23 protein-coding genes are annotated in these 25,282 nt (G+C 58.8%); 7 read left to right on the top strand and 16 right to left on the bottom strand.

Going from position 1 to position 25,282, the window contains the following annotated elements; genetic code table 11:
* The first annotated feature begins 78 nt into the window (after positions 1 to 78).
* The 3 genes from JAO77_RS05280 to JAO77_RS05290 are packed head-to-tail and all read left to right on the top strand — an operon-like array spanning position 79 to position 4,438.
* Positions 79 to 1,338 (top strand): efflux RND transporter periplasmic adaptor subunit, encoded by a 1,260-nt coding sequence (locus JAO77_RS05280; RefSeq protein WP_198989243.1) that lies wholly within the window; start codon positions 79 to 81, stop codon positions 1,336 to 1,338.
* A gap of 37 nt (positions 1,339 to 1,375) precedes the next feature.
* Positions 1,376 to 2,059, top strand: a complete 684-nt coding sequence (locus tag JAO77_RS05285) for an ABC transporter ATP-binding protein (RefSeq protein WP_198989244.1) — start codon at positions 1,376 to 1,378, stop codon at positions 2,057 to 2,059.
* Between the two features lie 21 nt (positions 2,060 to 2,080).
* Positions 2,081 to 4,438: an FtsX-like permease family protein gene (locus JAO77_RS05290; RefSeq protein WP_198989245.1), complete on the top strand. Its 2,358-nt coding sequence runs from the start codon at positions 2,081 to 2,083 to the stop codon at positions 4,436 to 4,438.
* 538 nt (positions 4,439 to 4,976) lie between these two features.
* Here the strand turns inward: JAO77_RS05290 and JAO77_RS05295 are convergent.
* The 5 genes from JAO77_RS05295 to JAO77_RS05315 form a co-directional block, all read right to left on the bottom strand.
* Positions 4,977 to 5,879 carry a DUF4249 family protein gene (locus JAO77_RS05295; protein WP_198989246.1) on the bottom strand — a complete coding sequence of 301 codons (903 nt, stop codon included), beginning with the start codon at positions 5,877 to 5,879 and terminating at the stop codon, positions 4,977 to 4,979.
* 103 nt (positions 5,880 to 5,982) lie between these two features.
* Positions 5,983 to 8,346, bottom strand: coding sequence for a TonB-dependent receptor (locus JAO77_RS05300; RefSeq protein WP_198989247.1), 2,364 nt, complete (start codon positions 8,344 to 8,346; stop codon positions 5,983 to 5,985).
* A gap of 371 nt (positions 8,347 to 8,717) precedes the next feature.
* Complete coding sequence (locus JAO77_RS05305; RefSeq protein ID WP_198989248.1) at positions 8,718 to 9,191, bottom strand: DUF1330 domain-containing protein; 474 nt, start codon at positions 9,189 to 9,191, stop codon at positions 8,718 to 8,720.
* Positions 9,192 to 9,273: 82 nt separating this feature from the next.
* Positions 9,274 to 9,861, bottom strand: coding sequence for a Crp/Fnr family transcriptional regulator (locus JAO77_RS05310; RefSeq protein ID WP_198989249.1), 588 nt, complete (start codon positions 9,859 to 9,861; stop codon positions 9,274 to 9,276).
* Between the two features lie 200 nt (positions 9,862 to 10,061).
* Entirely contained in the window at positions 10,062 to 10,427 is a 366-nt protein-coding gene (locus tag JAO77_RS05315; protein WP_198989250.1) for a winged helix-turn-helix transcriptional regulator, read from the bottom strand.
* Between the two features lie 131 nt (positions 10,428 to 10,558).
* Between JAO77_RS05315 and JAO77_RS05320 the strand changes: the two genes are divergently transcribed.
* Positions 10,559 to 11,245, top strand: coding sequence for a nitroreductase family protein (locus JAO77_RS05320; protein WP_198989251.1), 687 nt, complete (start codon positions 10,559 to 10,561; stop codon positions 11,243 to 11,245).
* Positions 11,246 to 11,409: 164 nt separating this feature from the next.
* Here JAO77_RS05320 and JAO77_RS05325 read toward each other — a convergent pair whose 3' ends face one another.
* Positions 11,410 to 11,925, bottom strand: a complete 516-nt coding sequence (locus JAO77_RS05325; RefSeq protein WP_198989252.1) for a hypothetical protein — start codon at positions 11,923 to 11,925, stop codon at positions 11,410 to 11,412.
* A 609-nt stretch (positions 11,926 to 12,534) separates the two neighbouring features.
* Here JAO77_RS05325 and JAO77_RS05330 point away from each other — a divergent pair.
* On the top strand, positions 12,535 to 13,623 hold the full coding sequence (locus tag JAO77_RS05330) for an adenylate/guanylate cyclase domain-containing protein (protein WP_198989253.1): 1,089 nt from the start codon (positions 12,535 to 12,537) through the stop codon (positions 13,621 to 13,623).
* Positions 13,624 to 13,646: 23 nt separating this feature from the next.
* On the opposite strand, the gene JAO77_RS05335 is transcribed toward JAO77_RS05330, so the two are convergent.
* The 4 genes from JAO77_RS05335 to JAO77_RS05350 all read right to left on the bottom strand — a co-directional run bounded on the left by JAO77_RS05335 (position 13,647) and on the right by JAO77_RS05350 (position 17,871).
* Complete coding sequence (locus JAO77_RS05335; RefSeq protein ID WP_198989254.1) at positions 13,647 to 14,477, bottom strand: helix-turn-helix domain-containing protein; 831 nt, start codon at positions 14,475 to 14,477, stop codon at positions 13,647 to 13,649.
* A gap of 144 nt (positions 14,478 to 14,621) precedes the next feature.
* On the bottom strand, positions 14,622 to 15,434 hold the full coding sequence (locus tag JAO77_RS05340; RefSeq protein WP_198989255.1) for an oxidoreductase: 813 nt from the start codon (positions 15,432 to 15,434) through the stop codon (positions 14,622 to 14,624).
* A 184-nt stretch (positions 15,435 to 15,618) separates the two neighbouring features.
* Complete coding sequence (locus JAO77_RS05345) at positions 15,619 to 16,539, bottom strand: DUF6268 family outer membrane beta-barrel protein (RefSeq protein WP_198989256.1); 921 nt, start codon at positions 16,537 to 16,539, stop codon at positions 15,619 to 15,621.
* Between the two features lie 348 nt (positions 16,540 to 16,887).
* A complete protein-coding gene (locus JAO77_RS05350; protein WP_198989257.1) occupies positions 16,888 to 17,871 on the bottom strand; it encodes an alpha/beta hydrolase family protein in 984 nt (327 codons plus the stop codon).
* A 168-nt stretch (positions 17,872 to 18,039) separates the two neighbouring features.
* On the opposite strand from JAO77_RS05350, the gene JAO77_RS05355 reads away from it, so the two are divergent.
* Positions 18,040 to 18,432 (top strand): winged helix-turn-helix transcriptional regulator, encoded by a 393-nt coding sequence (locus JAO77_RS05355; protein WP_198989258.1) that lies wholly within the window; start codon positions 18,040 to 18,042, stop codon positions 18,430 to 18,432.
* Positions 18,433 to 18,462: 30 nt separating this feature from the next.
* On the opposite strand, the gene JAO77_RS05360 is transcribed toward JAO77_RS05355, so the two are convergent.
* Positions 18,463 to 19,245, bottom strand: a complete 783-nt coding sequence (locus JAO77_RS05360; protein WP_198989259.1) for a LytR/AlgR family response regulator transcription factor — start codon at positions 19,243 to 19,245, stop codon at positions 18,463 to 18,465.
* Positions 19,242 to 20,306, bottom strand: a complete 1,065-nt coding sequence (locus tag JAO77_RS05365) for a sensor histidine kinase (RefSeq protein WP_198989260.1) — start codon at positions 20,304 to 20,306, stop codon at positions 19,242 to 19,244. The genes JAO77_RS05360 and JAO77_RS05365 overlap by 4 nt, the downstream gene beginning before the upstream one ends.
* Before the next feature lie 468 nt (positions 20,307 to 20,774).
* Between JAO77_RS05365 and JAO77_RS05370 the strand changes: the two genes are divergently transcribed.
* Positions 20,775 to 21,938, top strand: coding sequence for a fumarylacetoacetate hydrolase family protein (locus tag JAO77_RS05370; RefSeq protein ID WP_198989261.1), 1,164 nt, complete (start codon positions 20,775 to 20,777; stop codon positions 21,936 to 21,938).
* Between the two features lie 80 nt (positions 21,939 to 22,018).
* Here JAO77_RS05370 and JAO77_RS05375 read toward each other — a convergent pair whose 3' ends face one another.
* From JAO77_RS05375 to JAO77_RS05390, 4 genes are all read right to left on the bottom strand, one after another.
* A complete protein-coding gene (locus JAO77_RS05375) occupies positions 22,019 to 22,405 on the bottom strand; it encodes a VOC family protein (RefSeq protein WP_198989262.1) in 387 nt (128 codons plus the stop codon).
* Between the two features lie 232 nt (positions 22,406 to 22,637).
* Positions 22,638 to 23,018, bottom strand: coding sequence for a VOC family protein (locus tag JAO77_RS05380; protein WP_198989263.1), 381 nt, complete (start codon positions 23,016 to 23,018; stop codon positions 22,638 to 22,640).
* A 73-nt stretch (positions 23,019 to 23,091) separates the two neighbouring features.
* The gene (locus JAO77_RS05385) at positions 23,092 to 24,012 is read right to left on the bottom strand and encodes a DUF6929 family protein (RefSeq protein WP_198989264.1); all 921 of its coding nucleotides are present in this window, start codon (positions 24,010 to 24,012) and stop codon (positions 23,092 to 23,094) included.
* 324 nt (positions 24,013 to 24,336) lie between these two features.
* Positions 24,337 to 25,251 carry a magnesium transporter CorA family protein gene (locus JAO77_RS05390; protein ID WP_198989265.1) on the bottom strand — a complete coding sequence of 305 codons (915 nt, stop codon included), beginning with the start codon at positions 25,249 to 25,251 and terminating at the stop codon, positions 24,337 to 24,339.
* Positions 25,252 to 25,282: the final 31 nt, after the last annotated feature.

Here is a 25,282-nt window from a genome sequence, read left to right on the forward strand (position 1 = left end):
CAATGCTTTGTGAAAAAGGCACCGTTCTTGGCATCTCCGGTTACTAACTTTTTGTGGCTAGTGCCTGCGCCGAACCAAATGGATGTCCTAATACCGAAGAAAAAGTGGTCGTTTGTTACCCGCTGGTGGTGGCTGGGGGCGCTGCTGTTGGGGGGCGCGGGCGCGGCCGGCCTCTACTGGCCTAAGCCAGGCCAGCGGCTGCACGTGGCGGCCAGCCGGCTGACCATCAGTCCCGTCACGCGGGGCAACTTTCAGGAATTCACGGCCATCGACGGGGTAGTGCAGCCGCTGCACACCGTGTACCTGGACGCAGCAGAAGCCGGCACGGTGCAGCAGGTACTGGTGGAAGAAGGCACGACCCTAACGGCGGGCCAGCCGTTGCTGCGGCTAGCTAACCCCGACTTGCAGCTGGAAATGGTAAACCGCGAAACGGCCGTGTACGACCTGATGAACAACCTGCGCAACACTCGCAACCAACTGCTGCAAAACCGTATTCTGCGCCAAAACCAGCTGGCCGACATCGACTTTCAGCTCGCCGAGGCCAAGCGGGTGTTCGACACCAACCAAGTGCTCTACGACCAGAAGGTGATTGCGCGGCAAGACTATTTGCAGAGCCAGAACGCCTACCGTTACCAGCTGCGCCGGCGACAGCTCACGCAGCAGACCCTGCGCCAAGATTCGGTGGCCATGCAGCAGCAATTGGGCACCATGCAGGAATCGGTGCAACGCATGACCAATAACCTGGCCCTGATGCGGCGCAAGATGGACGACCTGCTGCTGCGGGCCCCGGTCGGCGGGCGGCTCAGCTCGCTGGCCGCGGAAGTGGGCGAGGCCAAAACGCGGGGGCAGCGCCTAGGGCAGATTGACGCGCTGGTGGGCGTGAAACTGCACGCCGCGGTGGACGAGTTTTACATTGCCCGCATCGCGGCCGGTCAGGTAGGCGAAGTGGTGGTGGATGGCCAGGCGTATGCCTTGCGCGTGACCAAAATCTTTGCGCAAGTGGCCAAAGGTCTGCAAATCGACCTGGCCTTCACTGACGCGCTCCCACCAGGCCTGCGGCGGGGGCAGACCCTACCCATCCGGCTGGCGCTGAGTGCGAAGGCCCCGGCGGTGCTGCTGCCCAAAGGCGGCTTTTACCAGCAAACCGTCGGCAACTGGGCGTTCAAGCTGGGGGGCGACGGCACCCGGGCCCAGCGGGTAGCTATCCGGCTAGGGCGGCAGAACCCCGACTACTACGAGGTGCTGGCAGGCCTGCAACCCGGCGACCGGGTCGTGACCTCCAGCTACGAAGGTTACGCCGACCAGCAGGAACTGGTATTGGACAGCAATCAGCCCTAGGAACCTCAATAACTACTTGTCCTTAAAACTACTGCTCATGATTAAGACCGAAAACCTGGAGAAGGTGTACCGCACCGAGGAGGTGCAAACCAAGGCGCTGAACCACGTCTCGCTGACGGTGGAGCAAGGGGAATTTGTGGCCATCATGGGCCCCTCGGGCTGCGGCAAATCGACGCTGCTTAACCTGCTGGGCCTGCTCGACGAGCCCGACGGCGGCAGCCTACAGCTGCTGGGCACCGAGACCAGCCGCTACTCGGAGCGGCAGCGGGCCGAGCTGCGCAAGCGCAGTCTGGGCTTCGTGTTTCAGAGCTTCAACCTGATTGACGAGCTGACGGTGTTTGAGAACGTGGAGCTGCCCCTGCGCTACCTAGGCGTAGGAGCCACCGAGCGGCGGCACCGGGTGGAACAGGTGCTGGAGAAAATGCAGCTGCTGCACCGGCGCAACCACTTTCCACTGCAACTCTCGGGCGGGCAGCAGCAGCGCGTGGCCGTGGCCCGCGCCGTGGTGAACGCCCCGCCGCTGCTGCTGGCCGACGAGCCCACCGGCAACCTCGACTCGGCCAGCGGCCACGACGTGCTGGGGCTGCTGACCGAATTGAACGAGGCGGGTACCACCGTGCTCATGGTCACGCACTCCGAGCACGACGCCCGGTACGCCCGGCGCGTCGTCCGCCTGCTCGACGGGCAGGTGGTGCTCGAAAACAGCCGCAGCCAATTCTAACCGCTTCCTCCTTTTTCGGCCATGCTTCCCTACCCCCTGCTGCTTATCTACCGCAACCTTAAGCGGTTCAAAAGCACGTTCTTCATCAACATGATTGGCCTCTCGACCGGCCTAGCCTGCGCGCTGCTCATCTACCTGTGGATAAGCGACGAGCGCAGCTTCGACCGCTACCACGCCCTGGACGGCCGGCTCTACCAGGTGATGGAAAACCGCCGCACGGCCGCCGGCATCGAGACCCAAGGCGGTACCATGCCGCTGCTGGCCGAGGCCCTGCGGCGAGAAATGCCGGAGATTGAATTTGTAGCTACCACCACGCCGGTCCCGTTCTTCCCTGGGTTCACGCTGGCGGCGGGTGGCCAGCACCTCACCGTCGTCCCCAAATACGCGGACCCGGCCTTCTTCCAGCTGTTTTCCTACCCCCTGCTGGTGGGTACCCCCGCCACGGTGCTGCAAAACAAAGACGCCATTGTGCTCTCTGAGGCCCTGGCGACCAAGCTTTTCCAGACGCCGCAGAATAGCCTGGGCAAAGCCGTGGAATGGCAAATGGCCGACAAAAAACAGACCTGCTTAGTGGCCGGAGTTTTTGCCGGGGTGCCCCGCAACTCGTCCGAGCAGTTTGACTGTGTGCTGCCGTTTGCCTCCTTCAAGGATATGATGCAGATGAGCGAGACCATCAAGTGGGACGACGACGGCCCCTTCAACACCTACCTGGCCTTGAAGGAGGGCGCCGACCCCGCGCAGTTTCAAGGTAAGCTGGCGGGTTTGCTGAAAACCAAAAGCGCGCAGGCCCAGGCGCAGGGGCGTACGCTGTTCGTGCGGCCGTTCTCGGCGGCATACCTGCACGGCACCTACGAAAACGGCGTCGCCACCGGGGGGCGCATTACCTACGTGCGGCTGTTCGCCCTGATTGCCGCACTCATTCTGGTGATTGCCAGCATCAATTTCATGAACTTGTTCACCGCCAAGGCCTCGCGGCGGGTCAAGGAAGTGGGCATTCGCAAGGCCCTAGGGGCTAGCCGCGCTGCATTGGTGGGGCAGTACTTGACGGAATCCGTGGTGATGGCCTTGCTGGCCCTGGTTGTAGCCGTGGGGCTGGTACAGCTCGTGCTCCCGCAGTTCAGCGAGCTGACGGGCAAGCCGTTGGCCTTACGGTGGGAGTGGCAGCTGGTGGCAGCCGGCCTGGCCCTGGCGCTGGGTACGGGGCTGCTGGCGGGCAGCTACCCCGCCTTCTACCTGTCGGGTTTCCAGCCGGCGGCCGTGTTGAAAGGCAAGCTGCCAACCAAGGCCGGCGACGTGTGGACGCGGCAGGGCTTGGTCGTGCTGCAATTCACGCTCTCGGTCCTGTTCATCGTGGCCGTGGTGGTCGTCAACGCGCAGCTGGCCTTTGTGCAGCACCAACCGCTGGGCTACGACAAGGCGCACGTGCTCCGCTTTGATACGGGCGGCAAAGCGGCGCGCCAGCAGACGGCCTTTCTGGCTGAGGTGAGGAAGTTGCCCGGCGTCGTGCAGGCTTCCAGCGTCTTGGGCGGCTTCTTTGGGGGGCGCTACGTCTCGGAGATGAGCTGGCAGGGGAAGCGCCTGCCCGTAGCGACGATGCTGGTCAACTACGACCTATTGGAAACAATGGGCATGCACCTGGTAGCCGGTCGCAGCTTTGCGCCGCAGTTCCGCGCCGACAGCGCCGCCATCCTCGTCAACCAAACCCTGGTGGCCGGCCTGGGGATGCCGGACCCCGTAGGCCAACAACTCGATGGCGCCCGCATCGTGGGTGTGGTCCGCGACTTTCACTATGAGTCCCTGCACGAAAAAATCAAACCCCTTATTCTCAAACTCGACCCCCAGATTAACACGGTGCTCATGAAGCTCCAGCCGGGCGCGGAGCAGGCCACGATTGCGCGGCTTCAGCAGCTGTACGCCGCTTACAACCCCGGCTTTACGCTCGACTACTCGTTTCTGGATGCCGACTACCAGGCCCAGTACGTAGCCGAGCGGCGGGTGGCGGTGCTCGCCCGATACTTTGCCGGGCTCGCCATTCTCATTTCGACCCTAGGCCTGCTGGGGCTAGCCGCCTTCACGGCCGAGCGGCGGCGCAAGGAAATCGGTATCCGCAAGGCTCTGGGCGCGAGTGAGCTGGGCATTGTGTGGTTATTGACCAGTAGCCTGACCTGGCTGGTTATTGTGGCCATCGTCTTGGCGCTGCCGCTGAGCTACCTGCTCCTCCAGCGATGGCTGGAAGGCTTTGCTTACCATGTGGCGTGGCAGTGGTGGTACTTCGCCGCGGCCGGACTAGGGGCGCTACTTATCGCGTGGCTGACAGTAGGCGTGCAAGCCTGGCGAGCCGCCCGCCGCAACCCCGTGCTGAGTTTGCGGGCCGAGTGAGTGTCAGATAAACCGCAGTGAATCGTTCAAGCTAATGAGCTATTCTTCTAAATTGGGAAATGTCGTCTAATGAACCACTTGTTAGCACACTCGTACGGTCCACGCTCTAGTAAGCGGCCCGGCCGGTAGCCGCGGGTTGGTAGTACCTCGCCCAATGACTTCGCTCACCTAACTCAAACGGCCAGCACGTCGGCCGACTCGGCCGACGTGCCTCCCAGTAAAAGTCCCAGCCGAGTAGTTCGGCGAGGCGGCGATAGAGATTCTGCCTCGGCACGCGCTCCGATAACTGGAAGCGTAGCACGACTTTATCGACGAACTGTTTCTGGCCCTGCATAGCGCCAAGGTGCTGCGAGCCTGCAACTTAATTCTGCAACAGCCACTTTGTAATTCTGAACCTCTCTCTTATTGCTTCTTAAGAAGAAAGGAGGATAGTTTGTAGCGGGGGGGCAAAAAGCGGGTTCCAGAGGTGCTGGCGCTGAGCCTGTGCTTGCAGAACCCTACTACTCCTAGCAGCTTTGCTAGTGCTTAATAGGGCGCATCAGCGCATGATGAGGGTGCGGCGGTCGGCCATAAGGACGGTAAATACGCCTAGGCCACCCTGCACGGTGCTGCGGATGCGGGCAGGCTGACCAAAGGGGTTGCCATTGGCCGAAATAGCCGCGCGTACGCTCTGCTGGAAATTGAAATAGTCCGGCTCGATATGATAGAGCGTGGCGGTTATCGTGTCGCCAGGCGTGAGCCGATAGGTAGTGGGTACGGTGTAGGGCTGGCCATTGAAGAGTTGGTCGCTCACAAGATATTCTCCCACCGACGAGTTGGGCCCTTCGCGGTTAGTAAGCAGCAGACGATAGTAGTCAGCACTAGCACCGGGGTCGGTCCAGCGGGTCACGAAGCGGGCTTGCTGGTCGGGGCCGCTCGGCCCGTTGAAGCTGTAGCGCACCGAGTCGATGGGCACCACGGTTGGTACGCCAGCCGTGCCCGTCACGTGGTGGTTGCGGGTATCGCGCACGTCAAGGGCTAGGCGCTGGCCGGGCTGCACGGCCAGCGGCGCGGTGCCGATGTGGGTATATACCCGGCGCGTAACTGCGTCAAAGCCCGGTGCGAAGCGCATCGGCATCACTTGGCCGCTAGGCAGCGTGAGGTTCACCGTTACGTCAAGGGGCAGTTGCAGGGTCGTCCCGTTGGGTAAGACAAAACCCACGCTGGGCGTGGTGGTGTCGGGCAGCGTGACGTTGGGCTGCCCGGTGCCCGGTGTAGTAGGCAGGTAAGACCCCGACCCCGTAACGGTGAGGCGCGGTACCACGCCGGGCTCTAGGTAGCACTCCACCACCAACTCGCTGGAATAAGGCGGCGGTATCACCTCAATCTGGTTCTCCAAATTGCAGCCAGTGGCTGCCAGTAGCCCCAAGCCACCCAGTAGCACACTTTGTAATATTTTCATACACAAGCAATTTAAAGCTTTTGCACCGCAGCCGACTTTAGCATGCGTAGCCCGGCGCAGCCGAGCGTAACTGCGAAGCCCATCTAGTCAATTAACGCTGCGCTCAGAATTTGAAATTGTACGTCATCGACGGAATGACTGGAAACAGCGATACTTGCTGCGCCCGAAAGCCATTAATAATATCGGTGCGCGGGTCGCGGGTCGTTTCGAAGTACACGAAGTAGGCGTTGCGCCGGTCGTAGGCGTTGTAGATGCTGAAGGTCAGGTCGCGCTCGGTGCCGAAACGCACCGGCTTTAGCTTCCATACCAGCCCTAGGTCGAGGCGGTGGTAAGGAATGAGGCGATACGAGTTGCGGTCAGGGTAGACGGGCACGGGCAGCAGGTCGGCCCCCGGCACGTTTTGCAGGCCAAAAAGTCCGGCCGGTAGGGTAGTGGGCGCCCCGCTGGTGTACACGAAGCTGGCCGTGAGGCTCACGCGGGTACTGAGCTGGTGTAGCACTACCACGTTCAGGTTGTGGCGGCGGTCGTAGCTGGGGTAAAAGGGCCGCCCGCCATTCACGCCTTCCGTGCCGTTTTGGGGCAAGAACTGGCGCCAGCTCCAGGCCAGCGTGTAGCCAATCCAACCGGTGGTCTTGCCTTCCTTTTTCTCTAAATAGAGTTCATTGCCGTAGCTCCAGCCCCGGCCGAAGATAAATTCTTGGTTGAGGTTGGGATTGGCATAAATCTGGGCGCCATCACGAAAATCAATCTGGTTGGCGGCCCACTTATAGTATACTTCATTCGTCAGCAAATACTTGCTGCCCCCAATAAGCCAGCTCACGCCAGTGCTCACCTGCTGCGAGCGCTGGGGCCGAATGTTAAGCCGCGAGGGGTACCAGATGTCGGTGGGCAGCGAGGCGCCTGAGTTGCTGACTAGGTGCGCGTACTGGTACATCAGGGCGTAATTCGCTTTCAGCGACACCTTATCCGAGAGTGAGTAGCGCCCAGCCAGCCGCGGCTCCAGCCCGCCGTAGGTCTGCCCTCCGCTGCCAAAGCCAGTGAGGCGCAGTCCCAATTCAGCTTGGAGTTTGTCGCTCACCTTCCAGTTGTCGGTGGCGTAGAGGCCCGCTTCCAAACCGGGGTAGGTGATGTCGTCGTCGATGGCGAGCGAGTTGTCATTCGTTTCCACTTGCAGGCGGCCCACGCCAAAGGTGTGGCGCGTGGTGCTGACCCCAAAGCGCACTTGGTGCGCCGGGTGCGGGTTATAGTCAAAATCTACCCGGGCGCTGTAGTCTCGAATGGTAGACCTGAGGCCGAACGATACGATGTCAAATTCGCTACCTAGGTTATACTGGTAACTGGTCATCCCCAACTGGGTGTTGGCCGTGAGGGTGGGCGAAAACGTATGCTGCCAGCGCAACGTGCCTAGGGTATTGCCCCACGAGAAATTGGCCTGCAAGTCGCCGGTCCCGTTGAAGCCGAACACGTCGCGGCCCAGGTAACCGGTGGCAAAAACCTGGTTTTTTTCACCTAAGGAGTAATTAGCCTTGGCGCTGAAATCGTGAAAAAAGTAGTCCGGGATGGGCCGATAGGTTTCGTCGGCAGCATTGGCCCGGTTGATGGCGCGCGTGAAAATATCGAAGTAGGTGCGCCGCCCACTCACGATAAACGAGCCTTTGGCCGGCTGCCCGGCGGCGTGCTTACCCAGCGGGCCTTCTACACTCAGGCGTGAGGCAATGAGGCCGAGACCGCCCGTCACCGTAAATTTCTCGCGGCTACCGGCGCGCATCTTTACGTCAATTACCGACGAGAGGCGCCCGCCAAACTGCGCTGGAAAGCCCGATTTGTACAAATCTACTAACTGTACGGCGTCGGAATTAAACACCGAAAACAAGCCAAACAGGTGGTTAGGATTGTAGACCAAGGCGTTGTCGAGCAGCACCAGGTTTTGGTCGGCCGAACCGCCGCGCACGAAGATGCCGCTGCTGCCCTCGCCGCCGCTTTGCACGCCCGGCTTGAGCTGCAAGGTCTTCAAAATATCGACCTCGCCGAAGAGTGCTGGCAGTAGCTTGGCCTCGCGAATGGTGAGGTGCTCAACGCCCATCTGGGTGGTTTCGAGCTTCTCACGCAGCTTCTGCTGGCCCGTTACGACCACCTCGCCGAGGTCACTGGGGCTAGGAGCCAGGGTCAGGTTGCGCTGCTGGCGCTGACCTAGGTTCACGCGGAAGGTCTGCGGCACGTAGCCAATAAATGAAACGGTGATTTGTTGTGCGCCGCTAGGGAGCTCTAGCTGGTAGTAACCGGCACCATCGGTGGCCGTGCCGATGCCCAAGGCTGGTACCGCCACGGTGGCGCCCGGCAGGGCCACGCCGCCGGGGTCGCGCACGGTGCCGCTAAGCAAGTGCCGCGCCTGCGCCCAGCCGAGTTGCGGCAGCAACCCAAGTAAGAGAAGTAAGAGCGTGGGGTACTGAGAGGCTTGTCGCGTCATGCGCTAGGGCTTCAAGAAGAGGAAAGCATGGACCTAGGGCCTACATGGTTGAGCTAGGCTACGCGGTGGAAGCTAGCTGACTACAGCTAGCCGCACGCAAAGTTCACCTATCCTTCATCTTTTTTTGTCCCTGAAAACTGTCTTTCTCCCAATACCTTAAATCGTATATATTCTAGCCGCCCTATTTCACGTGGCTCTTCAAACGTAAAACGGGCTTTACCCCAGCTGCCTTTCGATTCTCCGTGCAGTAGAAGCAAGGTGGGGCAAGCGTTGATAGGCTGGCTAAGGGCTCTCAGAAGCACTTTCTAGGCCACTGCTTGTACTAGTAAGGCTGCGTAAAGCCAGTTGCCAGAGTCTGGCAAAGAGCAGCATCAATAAATCGTCTCTTGGGTCATTAGTCCGCGTCGATACCCCGTGTCAGGCGCGCCCGGCGTACTTGGACGGGTAAGCAAGAGTAGGCGCCAGTCAGCCAACGCGGCCTGGCGGATGGGCTCTACTTGATGGATGTAAAAGTCACTTTCCACCCAGCGGCGAAATACGCCTAGGTTTCGGTATTCCACCAGGGCAGCGGCGTCCCACTGCTCGCCGGGCAGGCCGGCCAGTTGCGCCTGGGCTGCCCCCTGAAAGACGATAGTGTATTCGGCTGGGTCGTTGTACTGCCGAAAGGCGTCAATGTAGGCCTGGTACGCTTCTTGGCCGGTGCAGGGCGGCTGGGCGGCCGGGTCATCGTAAGTGGCTTGTGCGCGGTAACGCAGCAGATTTAGCATCACTACGGGCTGCTCGGCGGGCAAGGCCGCGGCAACAGCGCGTAGCGCGTCGGGGCATAGGTTGGGAGGGGTGTCCATTATGGCAGGAGGCGGGATAAAGCCTTGTAGTAAGGAGACCGCAAAGCACGCCTTCGACCCTGCTCTACCTACTTAAACTACTTTAAGAACGCGGCGGCCGCGTGTGCTTGCGGCGCAACATGCTCAAAAACTCGGGCGTGATGCCTAGGTACGCCGCGATGTGCTTTTGCGCCACGCGATGGAGCAGGCGCGGATATTGCCGATGAAAGCGCAGAAAGCGCGCCTCGGCTGTGAGGCGCAGCATCGCCACCAGCCGGCGCTCAAGCAACTGGTAGCCCTTTTGGTAGAGCAGGCGAAAGAAGCGCTCAAAGGGGGGCACTTGGGTACAGAGGTGCTCTAGGTCAGCTAGGCTGAGCGAAAGCAGGCTTGTTTCTTCCAATGCTTGCAGAGGCAGGGTGGCCCGGCCCCCGTCGAAAAAGCTAGCCGAATCGGTGCACCACCAGCCTTCGGTGGAGAACGCCAAATTATGTTCGCGTCCCTGGGCATCGGTGAGATAGGTGCGCACGCAACCGCGCACCACGAACCAGAGACAGGTAGTGTGTTCGCCCGCCACTAGCAAATGGTCCCCACTTGCTACCTGCTGGGCACGCAGCAAGTGGGTGAAGCTGGTAGCCTGCTCGGGCGTTAGCGTGACGTGGCGGGCTACATTAGCCAGTATCTGCGAGTACATGCGAAGATGATGTATAGGGTAGCGCTAGGTACGAACTCCGGCCAGGTCTATTGGGTACCCTAGGGCTAGTAGCACCTGCTTGGCTGCTAGGTTTCCGCGCCATTTTATCGCGACTAGGTTCCGTAAGGTCTGAACTTCTGAATCTCCTCCTGTCCTACAAAACAAAGCGCATTCGTTTTAGACTACCAGGTGGACCTCGCTTACTCGCCAGTCCCCATCATGCGGGCGCGATGCGCTAGCCCCCAGTCCGCCAGATTATCAGTCAGCGCTTTAAGGGAGCGGCCCGTGTCAGAAATGCTGTAGGTCACGGTCAGCGGTTTGCTTGCCGACACGTGCCGCACAATGAGCCCGTTTGTTTCCAAGTCTTGCAACTCGCGACTCAGCACCTTGCCTGAGAGGCCTGGCACGTCGCGCAGCAAGGCCGAATAGCGCATCGGCTGGTAACACAAGCGGGCGATGAGCGCCAGCTTCCACTTGCCGCTCAGCAGGTCGAGCGTATCGTCGATGGCGCGCATGCGCTGAGTGCATGCGCTGCTAAGAGGGCGGTCAAGAGTGGCTTTTTCCATCGCTAAGCTGGTTACTTGTATGTCACTTGAGGGACGCGCTCGTCCCAGTTACTTTTTGTCCCTAAGGTACCACTTGCCAGTAGGGTCCAGTACCTTTGTCGAGGAATTATTACAATAAAACACTCATCGACATGTCGTTACTAGAAGACCTAAGCTGGCGCTACGCTACCAAAAAGATGAACGGGGAGCGCATCCCTGCCGATAAACTAGCCTATATTCTGGAAGCAGCCCGGCTCGCTCCCTCCTCGTCGGGGCTACAGCCCTACAAAATCATAGTTATTTCAGACCCGGCCTTGCTAGCGAAGGTCAAAGAGATAGCCTACAACCAAAGCCAGATTACGGACTGCTCACACCTGCTAGTCTTTGCGGCCTGGGATGGCTACAGCGAGGCGCGCATCACGCGCGTTTTTAATTATATCCTTGACGAGCGGGGCCTGCCGCACCAGACGATGGACGACTACAAGCAAACAATCCTGAACCTCTACGAGCCGCTAGGCACCGAGTGGCAAGCTCACCATGCGGCCAAGCAGAGCTACATCGCTTTTGCCATGGCTATCGCGGCCGCCGCCGAACAGCGAATAGATGCCACCCCCATCGAAGGCTTTGACACCGCCCAGCTCGATGCGCTGCTAAAGCTGACGGGCAGCGGCTACCGCAGCACGGTGCTCTTGCCGCTGGGCTACCGGCAGGAAGAGGGGGACTGGTTGGTGAAGATGAAAAAGGTGCGCACGCCCCAAGCAGACTTTGTCACCGAACTGACCCTGGCCGATGTGGCCGCGCCTGCTGACCAGCCGCTGCCGGCGGCCAGTCAACGCTAGCGCCAAGCACTTACCGCTAGTCCCAGCCGTGTTCAGGAAGCGCCTAGGTGGTCTAGCCGTAGGGTAGCGAGTAGGAGGCCCTACTGGGATTTCCCACTTGCTACCCTTGCGGCCTTAGACTGGTAAGTCACATAGCGCGCGGCACCGCTGGCTGGTCAATGGGGCTAAGGGTGGCTCGGCGGAAGTACAGGCACCACGGGACTGCTCACTGCCGCTGGGGGCAGCCAGCCGGCTTGGTTGAGTGCCTGGCGGCGGTCGGAATAAAGCGTGCCATTGACGAGCGCAAACTCAGCTAGGGCAGTTGGGCTAATGCTGCCCGTCTGCAATAAGCGCGTCACGTAGAGGGTACGGGCAATTTGTACTGGCAAGCTAGTGAGGCCCGTCGCGTATGGTATCTCGACCACCGTGTGCGGCTGCAGGAAGACGTACTGCAAGTACCCCTGCCCGCCGTCCGGATTGGCAGGCGTGCGGAGCACCGGGTCGTTCAAGCGCAAATCTCTGACGACGAACAAATGCGCGTTCTGCAGGGAGTTTATATAGACCAAACTGTTCCCATCGGATTCAAAGCGAAAATATGGCTGTCCATCCACGGTAACCAGGTCGCCCTTCACCGCAAACTTTTGGGCGAAGCTGGCCGGGGCGCTCAGCAGCAGGACCAGGCTGAATAAGAGCAGTTTCATGGATAAGGGTAATGAGGGAGAGTACCCCCTTCCCAAAACCTGTGCCACCTCTCCACCGACAAAGCCGTGGGCGCGCCCCTCTTCCCGAGGGCTCCTTCAATGCGCGCTAGCTATCCGGCGGACCGAGTTGCCACTTTCGTAGGGCTAGGCGCCCACTGGAGCTATAACAAGGACTCAGCTAACAGCTGTAGAGCGTGCCTTACTGAAACGCCTGCTCTACTTATCTTCTAGGTGTTGCGATGAACGGTTTAATAAATATTACACAGCTCTGCCATACAATTTAAAATGAGCCGTGCTTGAGAAAAAGCATATGCCTGCACTAACTACAGACAGCCCAGGCCTTTATCGAAAGGCCTGGGCTGTCTGTAGTTAGTGCTTGCTATATCTAAAATATTCAGTGTCAAATCATCAAATAGGGGAGGGCCTCGCCAGAAGGCGCGTAAGGAGTACTTAACTATTTTCCCCAACCTACTTGTAGCCAATAGCGGAAATGCGAGCTACTTACAATCATTGCGCAGTCTTATTATTTTCTGCACCTGATGGTAGCCTAGTCTATTTTGCATATTATGCCGATTCGCTGTCGGCCTGCAGCCGCTACATCCCCCTTGCATGCCCGCTTATCTTACTGCTTCCGCTGCCCGCTCAGCCCGGTTCTGGGCTGCCCGTCGTTATGTGGTACAAACAATTGCCAGCATTGGTGGGGCATTTGTCATGGTGCTTTTAGCGCTCATGCTGTTACTGTGGGTGCCCACGCGGGCCCTGTTTCCATTGGTTTGCATTGGCTTGCCCATCGGCTGGGCACTGGGTGTTCTACAGGTCGTTGTGTTTCCGGCGCTGGTGCAGCGGCTGCCGTTGCGCATGGCTATCTTTTTACAGGGTATCGGCCACCTGCTACTGCTGCTGGTACTGCACGGCAGCCTCGGGCTACTGGCCCACCGCCTGGGCCTGCCCCAGCTATGGCCGGAGCCGGCCGTGGCCGCTACTGAGCCCGTGCGGCACTGGCTGTTGGTACCTATTGTTTACGTTTTGGCCGTCGTGGTGACCTCACTGCTACGCCAACTGCTGCAAGGTATGAGCCGCCAGCGCTTGCGCGACCTGCTGAACGGACGCTACCAGCAGCCAGAAGCGGAAAACCGTCTTTTCCTCTTTATCGACTTAAAAGACTCGACGCACCTGGCGGAGACCCTAGGCAATGACCGGTATAGCCGCCTGGTACGCGACTTTTTCCGCGATGTGAGCCCGGCTATTGCGGCGGCCCGCGGCGAGGTATACCAGTACGTGGGCGATGAAGTAGTAGTCACCTGGCCCTCGGCCACGGGGTTGACGTTCGCCCGTTGCCTGCATTGCTTCTTTGATATGCAGCGCGCCATTGCCGAGCGGCACGAGGCCTACCAGCGGGCCTACGGTGTGGTTCCCTCGTTTAAAGCCGGGGCCCATGGTGGCCTAGTTACCACGGTGCTGGTAGGAACGCAGCACCGGGAACTGGTCTACCACGGAGATGTGCTCAATACCACTGCGCGCATTCAAGCGCAGTGCAATGCGCTCGGCAGCCGGTTTCTGGTTTCCGACGAATTGCGCCGGCAGTTGGGCGAGCAACCGGAATTTCAGTTTACAGCCCTGGGCGGGCAGATGCTGCGCGGAAAGGCTGGCGCCACGGAGCTGTTCGATGTGCAGCTCTACCTGCCTATTTTAACTTGAGAAAGCAGCTAAGCGCCGGTGTTTTAACCTTGTAAGCGTTGTGCCCTAGCTGGAGTTTGCAGTTCAGTCAAGGTCTGTCCGAACTGCTTTTTGAACGCGTACGAAAAGTGCGACAAGGTTTCAAAACCTAACTCCAAATAGATGTCCGATGGACGTTTATGCTGCTGATTGACAAGGAAATACGCCTGTGTCAACCGTTGTTTTTGCAGCCATTTTTCGGGCGTTAGGCTGAAAATCTTCGCAAAATCACGCTTGAATGTTGACAAACTTCGGCCCGTTAACTTCGCAAACTGGGTCAAGGGCACGTTATAAGAATAGTGCCGTTGCATATAGGCCTCTAGGTCTATTTTATGCGGTTCGCTGAAGTCAAACAAGAAGTTTTTCAGGGCCGGGTTGCGGAGTAATAGCGCAATGACTTCCGTGGTTTTTGCTTGGGCTAAAATCGGCGTTAGCTTTTCGGGCTGGTCGAAGTACGGCAGCAGCGAGCCGAAATAGCCGGCCAGGAAGGCATCATTTTCTACGAGCGACACCGATTCGCCGGTGTAGATGCCATCGGCTTTTATGTTATGCTCTTCACTGTATTGCTTCAGCGTTTCTTGCTCTAAGAACACCGTAATCGTCGCAAACGGTTTTTGCCCGTCTGGCTTCTTGACTACTTTCAGCAACTGGTTTCGCTTCACTAAGCACAACGAACCAGTCGGATAGGTGATAACTCCCTTCTCCGTATAATGGTCAGCACTGCCCGACGTGATGATGCCGATGTAGTTTTCATATACGAAGGGGTCGTGGCCAAAAGGAGTTTCGTCGTGGCACGTATATAAGAGGACGTTGCGGGTGCGGTGCGCTTGGTACATAGGGGGTAGGAAAGCCGCCGAGTTACAGCAAGATATGGTTAATGGGCTGGATGGGCGCTGGCAAATTGGGTTCGCTTAGGGAATGGCCCGTGGAGAGCAGGTTGGTTTCTTCAACTGCACTAGTTGCCTACCTAGAAAGAGACCTTATTTCATTTGGCTCATCAGCATTCGGTCGAACAGCTTATCCGACAAAATCTTGCGTAAAAACAACATAGGCTTGGCCATGTAGCCGCCGCTGTAGCGGGTTTTCGGGTTTTTAGCCTCAATACTGGTTTTAATCAGCTTAGCTATCACAATCGGCTCGGGCACATTGCCGGCTACTTTTTCAAAGGATTTTTTGAAACCAGTTACCAGCCCGGCGTAGGCAGTCTGGCCCGACACGCGCAGCAAGCTGTCAACGGCAATGTTGCCCCATTCTGATTTGGTGCCGCCCGGTTGAATCACGACAACATTCACCCCAAATGGCTGTACTTCCAAGCGCATGGCATCGCTCAAGGCTTCGAGCGCAAACTTACTGGCGTGGTACCACCCACCTAGGGGCGAGGCGATTTTGCCGCCAACCGACGACACATTAATGATTTTGCCGTAGCGGTTTTCGCGCATCTTCGGCAGCACCAATTGCGCCAAGCGCATGGCCCCAAATACGTTTACTTCCAGCTGATACTTGGCATCCGACAGTGCTACGTCTTCAATCGCTCCGTAGGAGCCGAAGCCGGCGTTGTTCACCAAAATGTCGATGCTGCCGGCTTCTTGAAAAATCTGCTCTACGCAGGCCGTAATGCTTGCGTCATTTGTAACGTCCAGCGAAATTGGCCTGATACCATAGCTTTTCAGCTCTTCCATCTTTTCTATCCGGCGGGCGGCCCCGTACACCGTGTAGCCACTTTGGGCTAAATAGATAGCGGTGGCCTTCCCAATGCCTGCCGAAGCACCCGTAACCAGAACTGTCTTTTGCATGATTTCCTGCGTTTAGTGTGATGCAAAATTAGATTCGGCCTAAAAGCGTGGGTTTCGTGAAACGTCCAAAGAATTGTCGTGAAACGTCCATCTTATAAAGGACCATTCCTTACTGCGGAATGTCATGACCCAACTAGGAAAAGCTTTGCTACTAGGAAAAGCTTTGCTACCAGGCCCTAGGACGCTACTTGGTGAAGATGCGGTAGCTCAAGGCGAGGCGGAAAGTCAGGCCCTTTTCAATTTCCGGACTGATGGGCCTGGGTTCCGTCCCCAGGACAAAGAAGTCCACGTTGTCGGCTTTGTCGTTTTCTTTGAAAACCTCCATGTTGCGGATGAGTGAGTAGCCTACTTTGGCGCGCAGGGCCAGGCCGGGCTTGATGTTATACTCGGCAAATACCCCTGGAATAGCGAAGGAATACCGCAGGTACTGGTTCTCCTGCGCCAAGCGGTAGCTGCTGTTCCCGGCTTGCAGGTCAAATCCGGTGTTGAGCTTGGCGTTGTGTGCGTAGTTGATTGTCAGGCTAGTCGGGGCATCGCCGAAGATGCGCACCTTCTTCGACACCTGCCAGTCGAGGCCAACTTGCACGATATACAACGCGCCGTAGTACTGCTGGCGGTACCCTAGGGAGCCGCGCAGCGAAAGCGTCGGATTTACTTTGTAGACGCCTCGCACTAGGCCGCCGAACAGGAAGTCTTCGCCTTTGATGCCTTTGAAGTCAGAGCTTAACGTGGGGAGGAAGATGGCGTCCAGTCGCAGCTTGTCCGACAGGCGGCGGTTGTAGCCTATCGTGGGGGTCACCGAATAAAGATTGTTTACTTCAAATCCAGGCCGCGTGCCGTAAAACGAAAACGCTTCGGTTTGCACCCCTAAAATCAGGTACTGCGACTTATCCTCCTTCAGGAAGTAGGGGATGCCCATGTTAAACCGAGTGACGCTGGCGCGGAAATCATGTTTTTGCCCTTCGTGGTTATTGAGGCTAAGCGGCAGCAGCTCGGAACTGACATTCACGCCTTCCTGGTAGCCTTGGGCGTAGGTGGTGTGGGGGAGGGCTAGGGCCGCCGCAGCTAGGGTGCCGAGCAAATACGAACGCAGGGAAGTGGACATGAGCTTGGTCAAGTAAGAAGGTGACTAAAAATTGAATCCTGCGAACCAGCACTTACTGGCCCGACAATGCCCTAGGCGGGGGTAGGAAAGCTGCCTAGCCGCGTTGGTGATTCAAAGGAAGAGTCTCCCTTTTGGCCTTCTCAGAAAACCCAGGTGAAGCCGGGCTTCGCCGCAGTAAAGCCGGGAAAAAGGCGTGGATGCTGCGTTTGCCATTGTGCGTTATCACTCATCAGCAAGAGGCTAGCGCCAGTGCGGGCAGCCGTCAGGGCAAGCTTACACATGCGGGTTTTGTAGTGGCAACTATCCCTCAGCGGTGCCCCGAACCTCATCCCTGCGATTTGACAAACCTCATTTACATACTATCTGCCCTAGCGGCTGCGGGGCACCCTCAAATGCCGCCAGGGCCGTTGACCAGGCGGAATCTGCGGGATAGAGGGCACTGCGCAAATAGGCCCACGTTAGCTGCTGGACCGCGGCGACGCGCGGTGGGTTCTCGTCTGTCGTCTCCGTCACCAAATAGCCAGAAATTCCACCTAGCATGTGTTCCCCCTCGAATAAAGTAACCAAGCAGGTCGCGCCGGGGCTCAGGGTGTAGGCATCCGTAAACCAATCGGGTCCGCGCTGGGTCAGCGGCGAGCGGTCCGCGTCGCCCGCCACGACCAGTGTGGGGGTTCTCAACTCGGCATAGCTTTGATTGAGATGCGGAAAATGCTCGGTCGCGAACGGGCTGAGGTCTGTCCCTCCCCGGCCCGCGGCGCTCAGCAACACACCCGCCTTAATGCGTGGGTCAAACCAGTCTTCGCCCAAGCTGCTGCCATCGGTCCCCAGCACGCGCGCGCCTAGTAGTAGGCCCGCCGTTTGCGCGCCAAACGAGTGGCCCGCCACTGCAATGCGGCTGTGGTCGAGCCGGCCAAGCAGGCCCGGTACCGCCGCTTCCAACTCGGGCAGTTGGTCGAGGATGCGCCGCATATCCTGTACGCGCGTGCGCCACATCAACAGCTTGCGAGGGTCGTTCAAATAAGCTTGAATGGCCTCCCCGTGGCTGGCTTTCGCCGCCGGAATCAGCGTGCGGGAATCTAGGAAAGTGGGCTGAAGCACGACGAATCCGTGCGCCGCCCAAAAATGCGCTAGTGGCGCATAGCCGTCCAGCGAAGAGCCGAAGCCGTGCGCCAGCACAATGATGGGGAGTTGACTCCCGGAAACCGGCGCGGACACGCGCACTTGCAGGTTGGTCTCCCGGTCTGGGGCGGCTAGCGTAATCGGACTAACGGAAATGACCGGCACTGGCGCGCTGCCAGCGCCGCCTAGGTCGGTGATAAGGGACTTGCGCATCTACTTGTTGCTTAGGAGCTTTGGGAGTGAGGTGACGACTGATTTTGTGTGCAAACCCGCGGTAGCAAGCAGTGGCCGCAGGAGGCGCACAAAGGTGCGCTCGCCTAGTGCTAGCTTTGATACCAGTTACTTAAAGCATACCAGTTACCAGTAGGATACCACCCGCTTATGCACCCTTTAGCGCCTGCTCTACCCGCCTGCAAAACCACGCACCGCGCCGTTTATGACACGCTCGAAGTAGTGAGCGGCAAATGGAAGCTCGTTATTCTGGCCGTACTGCTAGAGCGCCCGTACCGCTTCAAAGAACTAAGCCGCGAAATCGGCATCTCGCCACGAGTCTTATCGAAGGAATTGCAGGAGTTGGAGCAGCACCAGCTCGTGACGCGCACCGTCTGCGATACCCGCCCCATCACGGTCGAATACGCTGCCACTCCCTACAGCCAGACGCTCCACAGCGTCGTGGCGGCCATGCGCGAGTGGGGCCTGACCCATCACCAAACTATTGTGGGGCAGCCCCGTCCGGATACGGTGCCGCTAGCTCAGCCAGTAGCTAAACCGTAACCCCGCTGCAGATTTTGTACCTATGGCCGCTTACTCTAGCCAGCGTTTGAACAGGGGCGCCCGGTCGCGGCTAACCAGTACTTCTTCCGGGCGCGGCGGCAACAAGTCAAGTTTGAGCTTGCCGGCGAAGTAGCTGTAAATCTTACCAATGGCTTTGAGCGAAGACAGGTATTGGCGGTTAAGGCGGAAAAACAAAGCCGGGTCGAGCTGCTTTTCGAGCTGCTCTAGCTTGTTGTCTAAGGTAAATTTGCGCCCGTCGTGGCGCACGAGGTACACAATTTCGTGGAGCGTGTAGAAGTAAGCAATTTCGTCCACGGCCACTGGCAGCAGTTCCTCGCCCACCGTCACCAGCAGGCGGTGCCGGTAGCGCGGCCGGGTAGGCGCCAGCTGTTCCAGCAGTTGTTGCATCTTCAGCAGCTGCGCGTCGGCGTCCTGTACTTTCTCCTGGGGCGTGGCCTGCGTGAGCCAGTACGCATGCTTTTCTAGCGCCCGCTTAATATCGGCGGCCTGAATGGGCTTGAGCAAATAGTCCAGGCTGAGCAGGGCGAAGGATTGCAGCGCGTATTCGTCGAAGCTGGTCGTAAAGATGATGGGGCTGCGCACTGTCACGGCATCAAACACTTCAAAGCTCAGGCCGTCTTCGAGCTGAATGTCGGCGAAAATGAGCTCGGGGGCGGGGTTATGCTGCAACCAGTGCACGGCCTCGGCCACGCTTGGCAGCACTGCTTCCACTTCCACGGCCGGGTGCTTGCGCAGCAGGCTTTGCAGGTGCCGAACGGCTAGTTCTTCGTCTTCAATGATAATAGTTTTCATTTCTCGGTAGTCAGCAAAGGGAGCACGACTTCAAACTCGGTGCCCCGGTTTTCAATACGTAACGGGCGGTCGGTCAGCAGCTGAAACCGGCTGACGATGTTTTGCAGGCCTTGCCGGGTGCTTTTCTCCAGGACCGTTTTTGGGTGTAGGGTGTTGGTCACGCGCAGCTCCTGCCCGGCCGCCCGAATAGTGATACGCAGCGGCGAGCGCCCACTGAGGGCATTGTGCTTAATGGCGTTTTCGACCAGCATCTGCACGGCGACAGGGGGCACGCGCAGGCGCAGCGCTTCTGGCGCTATTTCTTTGACCACCACTATTTTCTTGCCGAAGCGGATGGCGTTCAAATGCACGTACGCGTCCACGAACGTCATTTCCTCCCCTAGGGCCACGGTTGCGCTTTTCTTGCTCAGCAAGATGTAGCGGTACACTTCCGCCAACGCCCCCAAAAACTCCTGGGCCGGCTCGTTGTCGCCGATGAGCCCGGCCATGGTGTTGAGGCTGTTAAACAAGAAGTGGGGGTCCACTTGCTGCTTCAAGGCTTCGAGGCGGCTAAGGGCATTCTCGCGCTCGAGCGCTGCCGCCCGCATAAAGTAGCTACGCCACTCATGAAAGAAGTACACGCTTTCGTACACATTGGTGATAAGCAAGGTCGTGACCAGGCTAAAGCGCAGGTCATGCCAGTAGGTGGGCCCAAAAGCCGCTCCTGGCATCTCAAAACGGACTTCCAGCCAGGTGTTAAACACCGTTGTTACCATCACAAACGCAATGCTCAGCAACTGGTGCAGCGCTACCCGCCGCACCGTTAGTTTGTAACCGGGCAATCGCCGCCGCAAAAAGAAGAAGATGGCCGCATTGCCCTGCCAGTATATCGCCGTCACCAAAAAGTGGCTCAGCCAGTCTTGCCAAAAGGAAAGGGCGGTGGCTTTGCGCATCGTCACAGTCAGCAGTAGGCTCACGGCCACGATACCCAGCCAGCGCAGCCGGGCTTCCCACGCCAACCATAGCGGAACCGAGCCCGTGGCCGGAGGGATAGCAGGAGAAGACGGAAGCGCGGAGGTCATGAGAGTGAAAAAGTGCCTGGAGAGGCTGGTGAGGCCAGATAAGTACCGTGCTGGTATGTAGAGCATGAAGAACAGACTTGGTGGTGCTACCTAGGTTCTTGCCTCAAAGCAACTGCTTTCTACTACCTCAGCTAGCCAAAAAGAAGGCGAGGCCGGGCTAGGGGTAGTTGAAGCCGGGCCAGCCCGGCGGAGAAAAATAGTTGAGCACAAAGGTGGCGAACGGGGACCAGGCAATAGGAAAGGTGCACTAGGCGAAAAAAACGACGGCCCTTTGACGGGCCGTTTACTACGCTTCACGTCGGCTTCGCCCGGCTTGACAGGTTTATTCCGGCATTGGGTTGGGCAGGCGCCGTGCTTTGGGTCACCAACCTCCCGCTGGCAGTGGTGCAGCCCTTACGCACCCCACCAGGTACCGGGCGGCAGGCAGGCATTTTCTACTCAACCCCATTTTTTAACAACCCCCTGTTTATGAAAACCCTTTGGACACTGCTCGGGCTGCTTAGCTGCTTGGTTTTTCAAGCCCCCGCCGCCGACTTGGCTCCCCTGCACGAAGCCCTTACGCTGGCTCGCTACGCCGGCCCCGAGGGGCGCGTACACACGCTGGCCGTGCTGCAAGACGATGGCCAGACCGTGCGTGGCGTAGACCTAAGCCACCTGCTGAACCGCTACGATACGTATTCGCTGGACGTGCTGCAAGGCTATTCGCACGACGAGTTATCCCGGCGCATCGAGGCAGAAAACACGCGGGTGCAGCGCACCTACGCCGACTTGCTGCCCGCCGTGGCAGGCAACCATCACCCCGCGCTCGGCATCAACTACGCCGAGCACGGCCGCGAAACCAGCATGACGGAGCCGTTTCTGTTCCCGAAGATGGTGGCGACCAGTGCCGCCGTACACCAGCTAACTTACCAGCCCGAATGGCTGCTGGACTACGAAGTAGAGCTGGGCGTGGTCTTCGACCGCACTATCACGGCCAGCACTTCGCTAGACGAGGCTCGCCTGGGCTTTTTGGTAATCAATGACTTCACGGACCGCGCCGATTTGATGCGCCACGTCGACACGAAGAACCTAGGCAGCGGCGCGGGCTTTTCGGATGCCAAGAGCTTACCCAACTTTTTCCCGACCGGCCCCTACGTAGTGGTACCCCGCCAGTGGCGCACTTTCTGGCCCGCCTTGCAGCTAAGCCTGACGGTGAACGGCGAAACGCGCCAGCAGGAAAAGGCCGATAATATGGTGTGGAAGCTAGAGAAAATCATCGCGGAAATAGTGGCCACCAACGGCGAAAAGCGCTGGGTGAGCCGCCAGCAGCCTGCAGCCCTTTTTGATGGTGCAGGCATCCCGAAGGGCGCCGTACTGCTGACCGGAACCCCTAGCGGCGTAGCCTTCCGGGCGCCAAGCGGCAGCTTCATAGCCGGGGCCATTATCAAGTCCATCTTCACCTTCAGCTGGCTCCGGGGGCAGTCGCCTATCGCCTACATGAAGGAAAGCTTTATTAAGGAGCAGCGCCGTCAGCCAGCCTACCTCAAGCCGGGGGATGTGGTGGTAACCTCCGTGTCAAAGCTCGGCCACATCACAACGACTATCCAGCCCGCCGCAGTCACGGTCGCAGCCGGCCAAGCGAAGCGCCCCTAGGTCGCGCTGCCCTACCTAGGGGCCAAGCATCTGCTTACGGTGACTCACCCCTAGGTAGGCAATTACAGCGTCAGCTCCCTTCAAGTGGTGATTTCAATGACATTGCCGTCTGGGTCGGCCACCACGCTTTCGTAATAGCCATCGCCGGTGGTGCGCGGCTCCCCTAGTACTGAATAGCCAGCAGCGCGCAAGCGCTCCGTCAGGCTATCGACGGCCGCGCGGCTGCCCGTGGCGAAGGCCAGGTGCGCGTAGCCCACGGCGGGGACGGTGCCGGCAGCGGAGACCAACAGGTCCGGCCGGTGCATGAGTTCGAGGCGAGCGCCCGAGGCAAAGCACAGAAAGTAGGAGGTAAAAGCCTTGGTCGGGTTATGGTAGCGCGCGCCGGCCGTCGCGCCAAAGTAGGCTTCGTAAAAGTGGCGGGCCCGCTCCAGGTCAATAGTCCACAGGGCGATGTGTTCGATGGTCATAGTCAGTAGTGAAAGACGTAAAAACAGGCAGTGTTCGCGCCTAGGCGCAGCAGTGTTTTTCCACCTTAGTTAAATTCAGTTGGAGATAGGTATTGGTGCTAACTGCAACGCACAGCAGCAGAGTAACTTAAGGCAAAAAGACCACCGTAAACAGCAGCTACTTGCCGCAAGCCGGCATCTGAAAACCCAGGTTGCTAAATGTCCAGCTGAATTGGCGTAAGTACTTGACGCATTAACTGGTGATTTCTATAGAAGTGCCGTCGGGGTCCGCGATTACGCTTTGGTAGCAGCCTTCGGCGGTGAGGCCCGGCTCGCGAGTAATGGGGTAGCCGGCCCGGCGCAGCCGCTCGGTCAAGGCCTGCACAGTGGCCACACTACCGCTCGCGAAGGCCAGGTGGGCGCACCTTATAACGGGGCCCCGGCCCGCTGCCAGCAGCTTCGCTGGCTGTATCAACTTCAGCCGGGCGCCGCTGGCGAAGGAAAGAAAATAGGCGGAAAACTGCCGGTTTGGGTCACGGTACCACCCTGTGGCTACGGCTCCAAAATAGTCGCCATAAAATTGACGCGCCCGTTCTACATTCGGGGTCCAAAGAGCGACGTGTTCAAGGGTCACACTAATTGGGCAGGGGGCAACTGGATTGGTAAATAAGCTACTACTCACTCCTGAAGCCGCTCTGCCAAAATCCTTAGGCTAATCGTAGCTCTGCGACGAGGGCCGTGCTACCGCCGCGGTCATCATCGGTCACCAAAAGCAACTCCCACTGGTTAGGGCCGAGTACGCGGCGCACGGCTAGACCCTCTACTTTGCCTAGGTAGGCTCGGCCATCGGCCCAAACGAGGCGGGCGAAAGCGGCAGTTTGGGTGCGCAAGTCCAGGCGCCCGACGTAGGAGCCCAACGTCGCCCCATCGGCCACAGCATCGGTAGTGGCCTCCACTGAGGCCGTGACTAGCAGCTGGCCGTCTACGCACGTGGCCCCGGAAAAGCCCGCCCGGTAGCCCGCCAGTTGAGGTAGGGAAAAAGAGTACACCCCTACTAAGGCAGGGACGGGCGTGCGCGGTTCAAATAAGTGCGCCAGCGTGGCGGCGAGCGGAAGCTCAAACACGAGGGCCGGGCCGCCGCCCACCGGCCGCTGCAACAGCCACAACGCGTGCGCGGTGGCCGCCGCTGCTTCCAGGTTGAGAGCCGCACCTGGGGGTAAGTGGGTCCGCAGGTGTGCATAGAGCGGGTGCAGGTCGAGGCGCTGCACAAAGCGCGGCGTGGCACCTTCCGGCGACGCCGTCGGCGCGGGTAGCCCCACAAAGTAGCCGGTCTCGCGGGAGGGGAGGGACCCCGAGCCACAGAGCAGCAAGCCAGCGGCCCCGCTGGGAGCTACGACGGCCACCATACTTTCCAGGTCAGGCTTGCGGGCTTTGGGAATCCGACCCACCTCCCCCTCGGGGCTGGTGAATAGGGCAACTTGCGCTACCGGGGCGAGCGTAGCGGCATCGAGCAGGTACAGGAAGGGCGAGTCATCGCTGACGAGGTAGGCAGTCGGCCCCAGCAGCTCGACCCCCGAGGCAGAGGGCAAATGCGGGAGCTGGGTTTCGGTTAGGAGCGTAGCGGTCATGGGCAGGAAAAAGGTGCGCCCTCAAAAGTAGCGGGCCGTCAAGCAGCGCCCACAGGCCGGCACCTAGCACCGCGTGCCTCGCACCCGCGCGCTCAACCCGTTCGCGCTGCTCCGCCGGTGGGCTTCCCGAAGCGAAAGCCAGGTGGTATTAGAGCACCCCTAGGCTTTAGGATAGTCTGCTACTCGGCTGCTTCCTAAGTTTCGAGGCGGTGCCCAATCCGAAAGCAACAGCCTATTTATGTGAGAAATGCGCTGAATGCGGCTTAGCGGGGTGTGCTGTTCCTACTTTAGGGCGACCCCTATTTCAGACGCTCGTGCTACCCTTTATACCCAGCCCTTGCGCTTAAACCAGACGTAGATGCCAACAGAAATAAGCACCATGCTGACTAATACGCCCGGATAACCCAGTTTCCAGGTTAGCTCGGGCATAAACTCGAAGTTCATGCCGTAAATACCCGCAATAAAGGTCAGTGGCAGGAAGAAGGCCGAAAACACGGTCAGTACGCGCATGGCCTCGTTCGTGCGCTGCGAGGACAAGGATAAGTACAGGTTCATCAGGTTGGTGGCTGCCCCATCAAGTTGCTGGTAGAGCGTTTCCACTTTGGTGTGCAAATCTTGGGTATCCTGTAGCAGCAAGGCGTGAGCAGGGGTCGTCGTCTGCCGGCGCAACATGGTTAGGATATCGCGGGTGAGCAGCAGCAACTGGCGGGCCACCGAGGCTTTGCGCTTGAGGAAGTATAGCCCCTGTAAGGCGTTGGGCACCTCTTTCTTGAGGAATATTTCGGCTTCATAGTCGTCCAACGCTTTGGTTAGGGTCAGGGCGGGCTGCACAAAGCTATTGAGCGCGTAGCGCGTCAGATGCAGGCTCACTTCAGCCGGGGTAGAGCACTCCTGACCTGGGGTACGGGCCACGTTTTTTAACTCGAGCAGTACCGGATGCTGACGCCGATGCACGGTTATAAGGCGGTCAGCGGTGTAAAAAACCGCAATTTTGGTAGTCAGTTCTTGAATAGTATCAGCTTCGCTATGTTTGGGGGTAGCGTATACCCGCAGGATAATGAAACTCAGCCCGGAGGTAGCCTCAAACTTCGGTAAGTGATTTGGCTCTAGGCAATCACGTACCAGGGCCTCAGGCAAGTTATACTGTGCGGCCACGGCCTGCAGCTCGCCCGCTTCTGGGTTGGTAATGTCGAGCCAGGTAAAGGGACAATCTTGTTGGGCTAAGAGTTGTTCGGTCATGTATACAGGGTGTGAAAGGAAAGCTATTGTA

The organism is Hymenobacter sp. BT559, assembly GCF_016427535.1.
In the GTDB taxonomy this organism is placed as follows: domain Bacteria; phylum Bacteroidota; class Bacteroidia; order Cytophagales; family Hymenobacteraceae; genus Hymenobacter.

Coding starts and splice junctions, on each gene's coding strand:
- JAO77_RS05280 (WP_198989243.1), top strand. CDS start 79: ATGGATGTCCTAATACCGAAGAAAAAGTGGTCGTTTGTTACCCGCTGG.
- JAO77_RS05285 (WP_198989244.1), top strand. CDS start 1,376: ATGATTAAGACCGAAAACCTGGAGAAGGTGTACCGCACCGAGGAGGTG.
- JAO77_RS05290 (WP_198989245.1), top strand. CDS start 2,081: ATGCTTCCCTACCCCCTGCTGCTTATCTACCGCAACCTTAAGCGGTTC.
- JAO77_RS05295 (WP_198989246.1), bottom strand. CDS start 5,879: ATGAAAATATTACAAAGTGTGCTACTGGGTGGCTTGGGGCTACTGGCA.
- JAO77_RS05300 (WP_198989247.1), bottom strand. CDS start 8,346: ATGACGCGACAAGCCTCTCAGTACCCCACGCTCTTACTTCTCTTACTT.
- JAO77_RS05305 (WP_198989248.1), bottom strand. CDS start 9,191: ATGGACACCCCTCCCAACCTATGCCCCGACGCGCTACGCGCTGTTGCC.
- JAO77_RS05310 (WP_198989249.1), bottom strand. CDS start 9,861: ATGTACTCGCAGATACTGGCTAATGTAGCCCGCCACGTCACGCTAACG.
- JAO77_RS05315 (WP_198989250.1), bottom strand. CDS start 10,427: ATGGAAAAAGCCACTCTTGACCGCCCTCTTAGCAGCGCATGCACTCAG.
- JAO77_RS05320 (WP_198989251.1), top strand. CDS start 10,559: ATGTCGTTACTAGAAGACCTAAGCTGGCGCTACGCTACCAAAAAGATG.
- JAO77_RS05325 (WP_198989252.1), bottom strand. CDS start 11,925: ATGAAACTGCTCTTATTCAGCCTGGTCCTGCTGCTGAGCGCCCCGGCC.
- JAO77_RS05330 (WP_198989253.1), top strand. CDS start 12,535: ATGCCCGCTTATCTTACTGCTTCCGCTGCCCGCTCAGCCCGGTTCTGG.
- JAO77_RS05335 (WP_198989254.1), bottom strand. CDS start 14,477: ATGTACCAAGCGCACCGCACCCGCAACGTCCTCTTATATACGTGCCAC.
- JAO77_RS05340 (WP_198989255.1), bottom strand. CDS start 15,434: ATGCAAAAGACAGTTCTGGTTACGGGTGCTTCGGCAGGCATTGGGAAG.
- JAO77_RS05345 (WP_198989256.1), bottom strand. CDS start 16,539: ATGTCCACTTCCCTGCGTTCGTATTTGCTCGGCACCCTAGCTGCGGCG.
- JAO77_RS05350 (WP_198989257.1), bottom strand. CDS start 17,871: ATGCGCAAGTCCCTTATCACCGACCTAGGCGGCGCTGGCAGCGCGCCA.
- JAO77_RS05355 (WP_198989258.1), top strand. CDS start 18,040: ATGCACCCTTTAGCGCCTGCTCTACCCGCCTGCAAAACCACGCACCGC.
- JAO77_RS05360 (WP_198989259.1), bottom strand. CDS start 19,245: ATGAAAACTATTATCATTGAAGACGAAGAACTAGCCGTTCGGCACCTG.
- JAO77_RS05365 (WP_198989260.1), bottom strand. CDS start 20,306: ATGACCTCCGCGCTTCCGTCTTCTCCTGCTATCCCTCCGGCCACGGGC.
- JAO77_RS05370 (WP_198989261.1), top strand. CDS start 20,775: ATGAAAACCCTTTGGACACTGCTCGGGCTGCTTAGCTGCTTGGTTTTT.
- JAO77_RS05375 (WP_198989262.1), bottom strand. CDS start 22,405: ATGACCATCGAACACATCGCCCTGTGGACTATTGACCTGGAGCGGGCC.
- JAO77_RS05385 (WP_198989264.1), bottom strand. CDS start 24,012: ATGACCGCTACGCTCCTAACCGAAACCCAGCTCCCGCATTTGCCCTCT.
- JAO77_RS05390 (WP_198989265.1), bottom strand. CDS start 25,251: ATGACCGAACAACTCTTAGCCCAACAAGATTGTCCCTTTACCTGGCTC.